The organism is Micromonospora arida (genome assembly GCF_003857035.1).
In the GTDB taxonomy this organism is placed as follows: Bacteria; Actinomycetota; Actinomycetes; order Mycobacteriales; family Micromonosporaceae; genus Micromonospora; species Micromonospora arida.
Map to the genome: position 1 here is coordinate 1 of NZ_QGSY01000318.1, position 12,637 is coordinate 12,637.

A 12,637-nucleotide genomic window follows, 5' to 3' on the forward strand; every position below is an offset into this window, starting at 1 on the left:
GAGGGTCGCCGCTCACAGGTCGAGCGTAGGCGATCCGGGCACCGGAGTGACGGCACGCAGGAAGCCTCGAGCGTCGAGGAAGTCACCGAGGCTGCCCCGGTGCTGGGCGCAGGCCAACCAGGTCTTGCGCCGATCGGCGTCGTGCAGACGGGGATTGTTCCACTCCAGCGCCCAGATGGCGGCGGACCGGCAGCCCCGGGCCGAACAGACCAGGGCCTCGTCGGTGGGGGAGGGGATGCTCATCCCGGCCAGTCTAGGGCGGCGGGACGGAGAAGTTGATCGCCGGGCGACCACGGGGGGAGCCGCCCGGCGACGGGGTGAATCGTACACGCGGCGGGCCGCTTCGTGCATACCCGCGATGCGGGATTCGGCTGCTGGGGACGGCGCGGTCAAAATCGGCTTCTCCCCACCTCGACACTCAGCAAGGCGTGCGAGTCTTGATACCGCACGAGCCGCGACGACCGACAAACGCTGTGGAGGACCGGTGGCCCAGCCGACCATGCCCGACGCCCCGACGCCGAACGGAGCGGCACCTGCCCCGGTGACCACCCCCGCGCAGGACGCCAGCCTGCTGGAGAAGGGCCTGTTCGAGATCAAACGTGTGATCGTCGGGCAGGACCGGATGGTGGAGCGGATGTTCGTCGCGCTGCTCGCCCGCGGTCACTGCCTGCTCGAAGGTGTGCCCGGGGTGGCCAAGACCCTCGCGGTGGAGACCCTCGCCAAGGTCGTCGGTGGGTCCTTCGCCCGGGTTCAGTTCACCCCGGACCTGGTGCCCGCCGACATCATGGGCACCCGGATCTACCGGCAGTCGAGCGAGAAGTTCGACGTCGAGTTGGGCCCGGTCTTCGTCAACTTCCTGCTCGCCGACGAGATCAACCGAGCCCCGGCGAAGGTGCAGTCCGCGCTGCTGGAGGTCATGAGCGAGCGGCAGGTGTCCATCGGTGGGGAGAGCCACCGGGTGCCGGACCCGTTCCTGGTGATGGCCACCCAGAACCCGATCGAGCAGGAGGGCGTCTACCCGCTGCCGGAGGCGCAGCGGGACCGGTTCCTCATGAAGATCGTGGTGGGCTACCCGACCGACGCGGAGGAACGGGAGATCGTCTACCGGATGGGCGTGGCCGCGCCCGAGCCGACCGCGGTGTTCGACACCCCGGAGCTGATCGCCCTGCAACGCAAGGCGGACCAGGTCTTCGTCCACAACGCCCTGGTCGACTACGCGGTCCGGTTGGTGCTGGCCACCCGGGCCCCGGCCGAGCACGGCATGCCCGACGTCGCGCAACTGATCCAGTACGGGGCCAGCCCGCGCGCCTCGCTGGGTCTGGTCCGGGCCACCCGCGCCCTGGCGCTGCTGCGCGGGCGTGACTACGCGCTGCCGCAGGACGTGCAGGACATCGCGCCGGACATCCTGCGGCACCGGTTGGTGCTCAGCTACGACGCGCTCGCCGACGACGTGCCCGCCGACCACATCGTGCAGCGGGTGATGTCGACGATCCCGCTTCCGGCGGTCGCTCCCCGGCAGCAGGCCACCCCGCCGTCGATCGCGCCGCCGCCGGGCGCTGGCTGGCCCGGGCAGCGCCCGTGACCTCACCCACCCCTCGTCCGGCCCCCCTCGCCGACCGTAGCGAGGCCGTGCTGTCCCGGCTTCAGCTGCTCGTCACCCGCAAGCTCGACGGTCTGCTCCAGGGCGACTACGCCGGCCTGCTGCCGGGACCGGGCAGTGAGGCGGGTGAGTCCCGGGAGTACCGCCCCGGCGACGACGTGCGCCGGATGGACTGGCCGGTCACGGCCCGGACCACCACACCGCACGTGCGGCGTACGGTCGCCGACCGGGAGCTGGAGACCTGGCTCGCGCTGGATTTCTCCGCCAGCCTGGACTTCGGGACCGGGCAGTGGCTCAAACGGGAGGTCGTGGTGGCCGCCGCGGCCGCCATCACCCACCTGACCGTGCGCGGGGGTAACCGGATCGGCGCCGTGATCGGCACCGGCGGCGGGGCGTCCGCCCCGGCCCGACGGTGGCGGGGCGGACCACCGCCGGCCGGGCCCGGGGTGCTCACCCGGCTGCCGGCCCGCTCCGGGCGCAAGGAGGCGCAGGGCCTGCTGCGTGCCGTCGCCGGCACCGCCATCCAGCCCGGCCGTGGTGATCTGGGCGCCCTGATCGAGATGCTCAACCGTCCGCCCCGCCGTCGTGGGGTGGCCGTGGTGGTCTCGGACTTCCTCGCGCCGGCTGAGCAGTGGGCGCGGCCGATGCGCAAGCTGCGCGTCCGCCACGACGTGCTGGCGATCGAGGTGGTCGACCCGCGCGAGCTGGAGCTGCCCGACGTGGGCGTGTTGCCGGTGGTCGACCCGGAGAGCGGTGAACTGCACGAGGTGCAGACCGCCGACCCGCGGCTGCGGCAGCGCTACGCCGAGGCCGCCACCGCCCAACGGGCCACGATCGCCGCCGCCCTGCGCGGCGCCGGCGCGGCCCACCTGCGTCTGCGTACCGACCGAGACTGGCTGCTGGACATGGTGCGATTCGTGGCCGCGCAGCGGCACGCGCGTACCCGGGGGACGACACGATGATCCGTTTTCTGCAACCGTGGTGGCTGCTGGCTGTGCTGCCGGTCTTCGCCCTCGCCGCGTTCTACGTCTGGCGGCAGCTGCACCGCCGGGCGTACGCGATGCGGTTCACCAACGTGGATTTGCTGCGTACGGTCGCGCCGAAGGGCCTGGGCTGGCGTCGGCACGTCCCGGCGACCGCGTTCCTGCTCTGCCTGCTGGTGCTGGCCACCGCGCTGGCCCGTCCCGCGGTGGACACCAAGGAGCCGCTGGAGCGGGCCACCGTGATGCTCGCCATCGACGTGTCGTTGTCGATGCAGGCCGACGACGTGGCACCGAACCGGCTGGAGGCGGCCCAGGAGGCGGCCAAGCAGTTCGTCAGTGAGCTGCCGGAGAGCTACAACCTGGGCCTCGTGTCGTTCGCCAAGGCGGCCAACGTGCTGGTGCCGCCGGGCAAGGACCGGGACGCGGTGACCAGTGCCATCGACGGGCTGGTGCTGGCCGAGGCGACTGCGACCGGCGAGGCGGTGTTCACCTGCCTGGAGGCGATCCGGTCGGTGCCGACCGACGGCGCGGCGGGCATCCCACCGGCCCGGATCGTGCTGCTCTCCGACGGCTTCCGGACCTCCGGTCGGGCGGTGGAGGAGGCGGCGGCGGCCGCGCAGGCGGCCAACGTTCCGGTCTCCACCATCGCCTTCGGCACCGACACCGGCCAGGTCGACATCGGCGGGCAGTTGCAGCGGGTCCCGGTGGACCGGTTGGCCCTCGCCGAGCTGGCCGAGACCACCGAGGGTTACTTCTACGAGGCGGCCTCGGTGAGCGAGCTGAAGCAGGTCTATCAGGACATGGGCAGCTCGATCGGGTTCCGCACAGAGCCGCGTGAGGTGACCCAGTGGTACGCCGGGGTGGCGTTGCTGCTGGCGCTCTGCGCGGGCGCGTTCAGTCTGCTGTGGTCGTCCCGGATGCTGTAGCCGGTGCGTGCGGGCGGCGGGCAGGGTCGGCCGCTGCTCGCTGGATGTGCGTTCCTCCTCCACACTGATGCGCCTTGACTATCTCAGGGGGCGCACGGTGGCAACCACGGGCAGGGAGGGCCGGCACCGGCCAAGCTCACAGACGGTGCTCACAGTGGCAGCGCTCATCATGAGCGTCGTCGCCACCGGGCTCGTCTGGTTGATACCAAACCCTGGTAAACGTCCGACGCCCGAGCCGACCGGTGGTGCTGCCAACACGAGCCCGTCCGAGCAGTTCGAGTGCCAGATCAAGTTGCAGGACAGCCGGCGAGCACTCTTCGAAGGCAACGTGTACGTCACAGCCAATCGAGAGGTGGAGGTAGGCCGGTCGTTTCTGGTCCGGGTCGGGCTCTGCGGTCCGGAGGCTCGCGAGCGGGCGTGGTGTGCCAGTGAGGTTGGGCCATCGGGCGTCGGTCAGTCCCCGGCTGGGAAGGTTCTGCTCGGAGGCCGTGTTCAGGTACGCCTGGTCTCGACCGACGATCACCTCCGGGTCGTTGGTGCTGATCCCGCCCAGGACGAGCCGCAGCCGTTGACCGGTCCTGGCGACGTCGGGGTTTGGACCTGGGAGGCGGAGGCGAAGACGCCCGATACCTACACGATGTTGTTGATAGTTCGCCTCCTGGACGGGCAGAGCGACAACCCGTTGGTGCCCGACGACTACCTCCCGATCGAGCTCACCGCACGGCGGGTTGCGGCCAACACCCAGCCGAGTTCTGGGGAAACCGGTGGAGGCCCGACCGTTTCTGCCTCGCCGAGCCCGCCGGCCACGAGTCAGGTGGCCGCCCAGCCCACTCAAGGCGACGCCGGGCCGTCCACGTTCGACCGGGTCGTCCTGGTCCTGGCGCAGGTGGTCGTCCCGATCGTCGTGGCGCTCATCGGAGCCGGCCTGCTGCGGAACCGCACACGTCGCCGCGCCTCTCCCGGCGGTTCTCCGTCAGCGGACCAGCCCCCAACCACCTCACCCTGAGCACCGTGGCGGGCGGTCACGACCACACCTCCGCCACCGAGTTGACGAACCGAGTCAGCGGGCGCAGTTGACGGTGTCGACGCGGCCGCTACCGGCACGGGGCAGCGTCGACCGCCGGGTGGCGCGGCTCAGCGACCGCGGCCGGCCCGGAGCGGTCAGTGACCGCCACCGGCGAGCACGAAGACGATGGCCACCCAGACGGCGGCGAGGGTGAAGCCCAGCGGGGCGACGTAGCGGCTCATGGACGGCTCCGGGTGGCGGCTGGACGGTCCGCGTGCGGGGGCGGACCGCAGGGGGTGGGGACGCGCACACGAAGTCGTGACCGGGCGGCTCCCGGCGACCGCCCGGGATCGGGCGGCGCGGCACACTCACCTCGGCAGTTGCCGACGTGGTGGGGAGCGGAGCGGGGTCAGCTCACCGGACTGAGTCGTGGCTCAGCGGGACTGACCATCGGCCCGGCCACGACTGGGAGGATCGCTATCTCGCACAGCGATCACCTCCTGCAAGTCGGGCGGGCCGGAACGTCGATGATCGTACACGTGCGGTGCCGGCGGAACGCACTCGGCCGACCGGCCGGCGACCCCTCCACCGCCCGGTTGGCGACGCCGCTCGCCACCAGCGCGTACGCCTCGCCGGAACGACCTCGGCTGCCCGACCCGCACCACCGTGACCAGCACCACGGCGAGCAACGGCAGCCAGCAGCAGCGCGCCAGCACCCACCCCGGACCGTCCGGGGCGGTGTGCAGACCGGGCAGGGCCAGCCCGCCGCGGGCGGTGAGCGCGGTCACCGCCACCAGTACCGGCTGGTGCCACAGGTAGATCCGGACGGCGGACCGGTTCACCTCGGTCACCGCTGCGCCCGGCAGCGGCCGGGTCAGCAGCCGGTGCAGTGCCGGCCGGGCGAGCAGCCCCAGCCCGACCTGGGTCACCGCCAGCGCCACGACCATCAGCGACGGCGGGTTCAGGTTGGACACCCCGGCCCCGGGCACGCCGACCGCGCTCACCGGGTAGCCCAGTGCCAGCAGCGCCGCCAGCGCGACCGCCCCACCGGCTGCCAGCGTGCCGCCCGCCCGCCGGCCCTCCAGCCGCCCGTCGGCGTGCGCCACACCCAGCAGGTACGGCACCGACCAGGCCGCCAGCACGGTGACCGGGGGCAGGTCGGTGCCGGACGGCAGCAGCCGGACCGCCAGGTCGGCCGCGGCCACCACGGCGACCGCCGGCACCCCGCACCGCGCCACCCCCCACCGGCGTACGGCGGCGCGCAGCGGGCCGGTCAGCGCGACCAGGATCACCAGCGGTAGCAGGAACCACAGCGGGCTGACCGCCAGCCGCAGCGCGACGGCGAGCGTGTCGTCCGAGGTGCCGAGGACGGTGGCGGCGAGCAGCACGGCGGCCCCCACACCGAGCAGCGCCACGGTGGGCAGCAGCAGCCGCCGCAGCCGCCCGGCCAGCCAACCGCCCGCGCCGCCCGGACAGCGGGCCAGCGACCGGGTCGAGCCGAACCCGGCGGTGAAGAAGAACAACCCGAGCGTCTGCAACACCCAGGTCATCGGCGCCAGGTCGGGCAGGGCGGTCAGCGGGCTGGCCTGGTGCAGCCCGCCGTCGCCGGTCAACACCAACCCGGTGACCAGCCAGTGCCCCAGCACCACCCCGCCGATGGCGTACGCCCGCAGCGCGTCGACGGCACGGTCCCGGCTCACCGGGCGTCCCCGATCCGGTCGGCGTCGACGCCGCCCAGCACGACCGCCGCCACCGCGACCAGCGCGGCGCTGCCCGGCGTGAGGTAGCCGTCGTGCCCCGCCACCCCACCCACCGGCAGGGGCCGGGCACCGAACGCCGGATCACCGGGTCGCCGGCCGAAACCCAGGCCGGGCAGGCGCACCGGCGGTACCCGGCGGATCCAGTCGGTCGGCGCCTCGGCCGCCCAGAACCGCCGACCGCCGGGCAGGTCGTCGGCGCGCTGCACCCCGGCGCCGACGCCGCCGAGGCTGACCACGTCGGCGACCTGGGACGGTGCGTCCGCCGCCGCCAGTGACACCACCAGCGACCCGTAGCTGTGCCCGACCAGCGTGATCGTCGCCGCCGGACGCCGCCCGGCCAGCTCCCGCAGCAGCGTGGCCAGCCCGGCCGCGCCGCGCCGCGCGCTGACGCCACCGGCGGCGGTCAACACCCCGTCGGGCGGGTCGTAGCCGAGCCAGGCCAGCACCGCGACCCGCGCCTTCGGGTCGGTCGCCCGCAGCTCCCGGTAGAGCTGCCCGGCCTGCACCGCCGGCGCCCGCCGGGCCACCCCGCCCAAACCCCGGTCGAAGTCGGCGAGGGTGCTGCCGACCCCCGGCACCAGCACCGCGATCCGGTCCGCGTCGGCGAGGTCGCCGAACACCTCGACCGCGCGGCCGTCACCGCGCTCGTCGAACAGCAGGAACCGGCGTCCGTCGGCCGCCCAGTCCGCGTACGGGGGGCCGGCCGCGTGCATCGCCGCCGCCGTCACGGGGTACGCCTCGACGAACCCCGCCGCCGTGGCCGGCTCGGGTCGGGTCGGCAGAACCAGGTTCACGCCGAGCAGCGCGGCCATCGCCACCCGGCTGGCACCTCGTCGTCGCATCACGTTCTCCCTCCGGAATGTCGTCCGGAGGGAGAGTGCGCCCAGGGGCGGGGCCCGGTCGTCGTCCCGCAGAGCCGTTCCCGGGCTGGCTCCACAGGGCTACTCGCCGGCGGCCACCAGACCCGTCTCGTACGCCAGCACCACGGCCTGGGCCCGGTCGCGCAGACCCAGCTTGGCCAGGATCCGCCCGACGTGCGTCTTCACGGTCTGCTCGGCCACCACCAGGTCACCCGCGATCTCCGCGTTGTTGCGGCCCCGGGCGATCAACCGCAGCACCTCGGTCTCGCGCGGGGTGAGCCCGGCCAGGTCGGTGGGGCGCGGGCGGCGGCGGTCCGGACGGGCCGCGAACTCGGCGATCAGCCGACGGGTGACCCCCGGGGCGAGCAGCGCGTCCCCGGCCGCCACCACCCGCACCGCCTGCACCAGGTCGGCCGCGGGGGCGTCCTTGAGCAGGAACCCGCTGGCCCCGGCGCGCAGTGCCTCGTACACGTAGTCGTCCAGGTCGAAGGTGGTGAGGATGAGCACCCGGGGTCGCTGCGTCGACCGGTCACCGAGCAGCTTGCGGGTGGCCTCCAGCCCGTCCATGACCGGCATCCGCACGTCCATCAGCACCACGTCCGGGTCGAGGTGGCGGGCGGCGGCCACCGCCTGCGCGCCGTCGGCGGCGTCGCCCACCACCAGCAGATCCGGTTGGGCGGCGAGCAGCGCGCCGAAACCCTGCCGGACCATCGCCTGGTCGTCGGCGATCAGCACCCGGATCATCGGTCCCCGCCCTCCGCGTCGTACGGCAACTCGGCCGCCACCGCGTAACCCCCGTCGGGCAGCGGCCCGGCGGTGAACGTACCGCCCAGCGAGGTGGCCCGTTCCCGCATCCCGGTCAGCCCGTGCCCGGAGCCGCCGTCGGCGGTCGGTCGGACGTCGGCCGGGGAGTTCTCGACGCGTACCCCAAGACCAGACCGGCCGATGCGGACGGTGACCCGCACCGCGGCGCCCGCAGCGTGGCGGGCCGCGTTGGCCAGGCCCTCCTGGACGATGCGGTACGCGGCCAGCCCGACCGGCGCGGGCACCCGGTCGTCGTCCACCGGCTCGACGTCCAGGGTCACCGGCAGCCCGGCCCGGCGTGCCGCGTCCACCATGGCACCCAGGTCGGTGAGGTCCGGTTGCGGTGCGGTCTGCGGTCCGCTCGTCTCGCTGCGCAGCACCCCCAACAGTCGCCGCATGTCGGTGAGCGCGTCGCGGGCCGACGCGGCGATGGCGACGAACTCCGCGGCTGCCGGGGCCGGCACGTCCGTCAGCCGGTACGGGGCGGTCTCCGCCTGCACCGCGATCAGTGACATGTGGTGGGCCACCACGTCGTGCAGCTCCCGGGCGATGCGGGTTCGTTCCTCCAACACCGCGCGGCGCTCCTGCTCCCGCTCGCTCAGCTCGGCCTGCGCCGCCAGCGCGCGCCGGGACAACCGGTTACGTCGGATCAGGTCGCCGACGATCGCCGATGCGCCGAGCAGCGCGAGCACGGCCGGCCGGTTGTCGGGGTGCACGAGGGTGAGCACCGGCACGGTGCTGATCGTCACCACCCAGACCAGCACCGGCCGTTCGACCCGTGCGACGACTCCCGCGAGCACCGCCACCGAGCCGAGCGCCAACGGCGGTGTCCACGGCCACGGCTGGTCGGCTGGCGCGTTGAACGTGCACACCAGCAGGGCCAGCACCGTCAGCCGCCAGGCCAGCAGCGGATGCCGGGGCAGCGCCAGCAGCGGCGCCACTGTCATCGCCGCGAACAGCACCGCGATCGGCGTCGGCAGGCCCCAGTCGCTCTCCACGGTCACCGTGATCCAGAAGAGGCCGAGCGCGGCGAGCAGGCCGACCGGGCCGGCGTGGCGGGCCAGCCTGGGCCACCGGGCCAGCAGCGGCCGTTCGGGCCGGGCGTCCGGGCCGAGCACTGTCTGCCGAAGGGCCCGCAGGGCCACCGCGATCGGATGCCGGTTCACCACCCGGAGGCTACGGGCCGACCCGCCGCGAGGCGTGCCACCAGGGGTTGATCCCGGTGTCGTACCCCAGTGTGACGCGACTCCCGTTAGCGCTTACCTGCCGGTAACGCCTAGGCTCCGACGCGTCCGTGCTGACCATTCGCAAGGGGGAACAGTGGCCCGTACCGTGCTGGTGACCGGGGGCAACCGGGGGATCGGCCTGGCCATCGCGCAGGCCTTCGCCAAGCAGGGCGACCGGGTGGCGGTCACCCACCGCAGCGGCGAGGCACCCGACGGGCTGTTCGGCGTACGCGCCGACGTCACCGACGCCGCCTCGATCGACGCCGCGTTCGCCGCCGTCGAGGCCGAGCTGGGTCCGGTCGAGGTGCTGGTCGCCAACGCCGGCATGACCGCCGACACACTGCTGCTGCGGATGTCCGAGGAGCAGTTCACCGACGTGGTGGACACCAACCTCACCGGTGCGTTCCGGGTCGCGAAGCGGGCCTCCGGCAAGATGCTCCGCGCCAAGTGGGGCCGCATGATCTTCATCTCCTCGGTGGTCGGCCTCGCCGGCGGCGCCGGGCAGGTCAACTACTCCGCCAGCAAGGCCGGCCTCGTCGGTGTCGCCCGCTCGATCACCCGGGAACTGGGCAGCCGCAACATCACCGCGAACGTGGTGGCGCCCGGCTTCATCGACACCGACATGACCGCCGGCCTCTCCGGCGACCGCAAGGCGGAGATCCTCAAGTCCATCCCGGCCGGCCGGATGGCCAGCCCGGACGAGGTCGCCGCCGTGGTCACCTGGCTGGCCTCGGACAGCGCCGGGTACGTCTCCGGCGCCGTCATCCCGGTCGACGGCGGCCTCGGCATGGGCCACTAACCCTTTTGACTACGGAGGAAATCAGCGATGTCCGGACTGCTCGCCGGTAAGCGACTGCTCGTCACCGGTGTCATCACCGACGCCTCGATCGCCTTCTCGGTGGCGAAGCTCGCTCAGGAAAATGGCGCGCAGGTCGTGCTCACCGGCTACGGCCGGCTCTCCCTGGTCGAGCGGATCGCCAAGCGGCTCCCCGAGCCCGCCCCGGTCATCGAGGTGGACGTCACCAACACCGAGCACCTGGCCGGCCTCGCCGACCGGGTACGCGAGCACGTCGACGGCCTCGACGGCGTCGTGCACTCGATCGGCTTCGCCCCGCAGAGCTGCCTGGGCGGCGGCTTCCTCGACGCGCCCTGGGAAGACGTGGCGACCGCCCTGCACGTGTCCACCTTCTCGTACAAGTCCCTCGCCATGGCGGCGCTGCCGCTGATGTCGCCCGGCGGCGCGGTGGTCGGCCTGACCTTCGACGCGACGAAGGCGTGGCCGGTCTACGACTGGATGGGCGTGGCCAAGGCCGGCCTGGAGTCCGCGTCCCGCTACCTGGCGCTGCACCTGGGCAAGCAGGGCATCCGCAGCAACCTGGTCGCCGCCGGGCCGCTGCGCACCATCGCCGCGAAGTCGATCCCCGGCTTCGACCAGTTCGAGGACGCCTGGGCCGAGCGTGCCCCGCTGGGCTGGAGCCTCACCGACCAGGAGCCCGCCGCGCGGGCCTGCCTGGCGCTGCTCTCCGACTGGTTCCCGGCCACCACCGGCGAGATCGTCCACGTCGACGGCGGCTACCACGCCATCGGCTCCTGACGCCGCACCGTGACGCTCCCTGGTCACCGTCCGCGTGATCTACGCGGCCGGACCAGGGGGCGTCGCCGGGACGTCCCGGCCGAGGGGCAAGAATGACCCCATGTCGTACGACGCGCTGGTGCTGGTGTCCTTCGGCGGGCCCGAACGGCCCGAGGACGTGATGCCGTTTCTGCAGAACGTGACCCGGGGCCGGGGTGTGCCTCCCGAACGACTGGTCGAGGTCGCCGAGCACTACCAGCACTTCGGTGGGGTGTCCCCGATCAACCAGCAGTGCCGGGACCTGCTGGCCGCCGTCCGCGCCGACTTCGCCGCGCACGGTGTCGACCTGCCCATCTACTGGGGCAACCGCAACTGGGACCCGATGCTCGCCGACACCGTGACCCAGATGCGCGACGACGGGATCACCCGGGCGTTGGCCTTCGTCACCAGCGCGTACGGCGGCTACTCGTCCTGCCGGCAGTACCAGGAGGACATCGCCGCCGCCCGTGCCGCCGTCGGCCCGGACGCCCCGGTGATCGAGAAGCTGCGCCAGTTCTGGGACCACCCCGGCTTCGTCGAGCCGCACGTCGACGCGGTCCGCGCGGCCCTGGGCCAGCTCGACCCGGCGTTGCGGGACACCACCCGGCTGGTCTTCACCGCCCACTCCGTCCCCAACTCGATGGCGGCCAACGCCGGCCCGCACGGCGGCCGGTACGAGGCGCAGCTGCACGAGACCGCCCGGCTCGTCGCCGCGGCCGCCGCACCCGACCTGGCGTACGACCTGGTCTGGCAGAGCCGCTCCGGCCCGCCGCAGGTGCCGTGGCTGGAACCGGACATCAACGACCACCTGGCCACCCTTGCGCAGGGTGGCACCACCGGCGTGGTGGTCAGCCCGATCGGTTTCGTCTCCGATCACCTGGAGGTCGTGTGGGACCTGGACACCGAAGCGCTGGAGACGGCGAAGCAGCTCGGCCTGGACTTCGTCCGGGCCGGCACGCCGGGCACCGACCCGCGCTTCGTGACCATGGTGCGTGAGCTGGTCACCGAGCGGACCGACCCGGACGGCGCGCAGCTACGCCGCCGCCTGGGCGAGCTGCCCATGTGGGACACCTGCCCCACCGTCTGTTGCGTGCCGACCCGTCGCCCCTGACCTCTGAGGATCATCATGCATGACCGTAAGCCCGTGCAGAGTTGGCTGACCGACATGGACGGCGTGCTGGTGCACGAGGGCCAGCCGGTGCCCGGCGCGCCGGAGTTCATCAACCGGATGCGCGCCTCCGGCAAGCCGTTCCTGGTGCTGACCAACAACTCGATCTACACCCCGCGGGACCTGACGGCCCGGCTCAGCCGGATGGGGCTGGACGTGCCGGAGGAGTCGATCTGGTCCTCCGCCCTGGCCACCGGCCAGTTCCTCGCCGACCAGCGGCCGGGTGGCACCGCGTACGTCATCGGTGAGGCCGGGCTGACCACGGCGCTGCACGCCGTCGGCTACGTGCTGACCGACTTCGCCCCCGACTACGTGGTGCTCGGCGAGACCCGCACCTACAGCTTCGAGGCGATCACCAAGGCCGTCCGCCTGATCAACGACGGTGCCCGGTTCATCTGCACCAACCCCGACGTGACCGGCCCGTCCGTGGAGGGCGCGCTACCCGCCGCCGGCTCGGTCGCCGCCATGATCTCCAAGGCGACCGGGGTCGAGCCGTACTTCGTGGGCAAGCCCAACCCGATGATGATGCGCTCGGCGCTCAACACCATCAACGCGCACTCGGAGAGCACCGCGATGATCGGTGACCGGATGGACACCGACATCCTGTGTGGCCTGGAGGCGGGGCTGGAGACCATCCTGGTGCTCACCGGGATCAGCAGTCGCACCGAGGCGGAGCGTTACCCGTACCGCCC

13 protein-coding genes are annotated in these 12,637 nt (G+C 73.0%); 8 read left to right on the forward strand and 5 right to left on the reverse strand.

What is annotated here, in order from left to right:
• Positions 1 to 12: 12 nt before the first annotated feature.
• Positions 13 to 243: a hypothetical protein gene (locus DLJ58_RS31615; protein WP_124862233.1), complete on the reverse strand. Its 231-nt coding sequence runs from the start codon at positions 241 to 243 to the stop codon at positions 13 to 15.
• Between the two features lie 241 nt (positions 244 to 484).
• On the opposite strand from DLJ58_RS31615, the gene DLJ58_RS31620 reads away from it, so the two are divergent.
• The 4 genes from DLJ58_RS31620 (at position 485) to DLJ58_RS31635 (ending at position 4,515) form a co-directional block, all read left to right on the forward strand.
• Complete coding sequence (locus tag DLJ58_RS31620) at positions 485 to 1,582, forward strand: AAA family ATPase (protein WP_091403835.1); 1,098 nt, start codon at positions 485 to 487, stop codon at positions 1,580 to 1,582.
• Positions 1,561 to 2,562 carry a DUF58 domain-containing protein gene (locus tag DLJ58_RS31625; RefSeq protein WP_124862235.1) on the forward strand — a complete coding sequence of 334 codons (1,002 nt, stop codon included), beginning with the start codon at positions 1,561 to 1,563 and terminating at the stop codon, positions 2,560 to 2,562. Before DLJ58_RS31620 ends, DLJ58_RS31625 begins: the two co-directional genes overlap by 22 nt.
• Complete coding sequence (locus DLJ58_RS31630; protein ID WP_091403838.1) at positions 2,559 to 3,509, forward strand: VWA domain-containing protein; 951 nt, start codon at positions 2,559 to 2,561, stop codon at positions 3,507 to 3,509. The genes DLJ58_RS31625 and DLJ58_RS31630 overlap by 4 nt, the downstream gene beginning before the upstream one ends.
• 169 nt (positions 3,510 to 3,678) lie before the next feature.
• Complete coding sequence (locus tag DLJ58_RS31635; RefSeq protein WP_124862239.1) at positions 3,679 to 4,515, forward strand: hypothetical protein; 837 nt, start codon at positions 3,679 to 3,681, stop codon at positions 4,513 to 4,515.
• A gap of 434 nt (positions 4,516 to 4,949) precedes the next feature.
• Here the strand turns inward: DLJ58_RS31635 and DLJ58_RS31645 are convergent, their stop codons facing one another.
• The 4 genes from DLJ58_RS31645 to DLJ58_RS31660 all read right to left on the reverse strand — a co-directional run bounded on the left by DLJ58_RS31645 (position 4,950) and on the right by DLJ58_RS31660 (position 9,105).
• The gene (locus DLJ58_RS31645; protein ID WP_124862242.1) at positions 4,950 to 6,215 is read right to left on the reverse strand and encodes an acyltransferase family protein; all 1,266 of its coding nucleotides are present in this window, start codon (positions 6,213 to 6,215) and stop codon (positions 4,950 to 4,952) included.
• Entirely contained in the window at positions 6,212 to 7,117 is a 906-nt protein-coding gene (locus DLJ58_RS31650; protein ID WP_124862245.1) for an alpha/beta hydrolase, read from the reverse strand. The genes DLJ58_RS31645 and DLJ58_RS31650 overlap by 4 nt, the downstream gene beginning before the upstream one ends.
• A 99-nt stretch (positions 7,118 to 7,216) precedes the next feature.
• The gene (locus DLJ58_RS31655; RefSeq protein ID WP_091403852.1) at positions 7,217 to 7,879 is read right to left on the reverse strand and encodes a response regulator; all 663 of its coding nucleotides are present in this window, start codon (positions 7,877 to 7,879) and stop codon (positions 7,217 to 7,219) included.
• On the reverse strand, positions 7,876 to 9,105 hold the full coding sequence (locus DLJ58_RS31660) for a sensor histidine kinase (protein WP_124862248.1): 1,230 nt from the start codon (positions 9,103 to 9,105) through the stop codon (positions 7,876 to 7,878). The genes DLJ58_RS31655 and DLJ58_RS31660 overlap by 4 nt, the downstream gene beginning before the upstream one ends.
• Positions 9,106 to 9,259: 154 nt before the next feature.
• Between DLJ58_RS31660 and fabG the strand changes: the two genes are divergently transcribed.
• From fabG to DLJ58_RS31680, 4 genes are all read left to right on the forward strand, one after another.
• The gene (gene fabG / locus DLJ58_RS31665; protein ID WP_124862251.1) at positions 9,260 to 9,964 is read left to right on the forward strand and encodes a 3-oxoacyl-ACP reductase FabG; all 705 of its coding nucleotides are present in this window, start codon (positions 9,260 to 9,262) and stop codon (positions 9,962 to 9,964) included.
• Positions 9,965 to 9,991: 27 nt separating this feature from the next.
• Complete coding sequence (gene fabI / locus DLJ58_RS31670) at positions 9,992 to 10,759, forward strand: enoyl-ACP reductase FabI (protein ID WP_091403861.1); 768 nt, start codon at positions 9,992 to 9,994, stop codon at positions 10,757 to 10,759.
• A 100-nt stretch (positions 10,760 to 10,859) separates the two neighbouring features.
• The gene (locus tag DLJ58_RS31675) at positions 10,860 to 11,888 is read left to right on the forward strand and encodes a ferrochelatase (RefSeq protein ID WP_124862254.1); all 1,029 of its coding nucleotides are present in this window, start codon (positions 10,860 to 10,862) and stop codon (positions 11,886 to 11,888) included.
• 15 nt (positions 11,889 to 11,903) lie between these two features.
• A partial coding sequence (locus tag DLJ58_RS31680; protein ID WP_148098027.1) for an HAD-IIA family hydrolase occupies positions 11,904 to 12,637 on the forward strand: 734 nt, incomplete at its 3' end.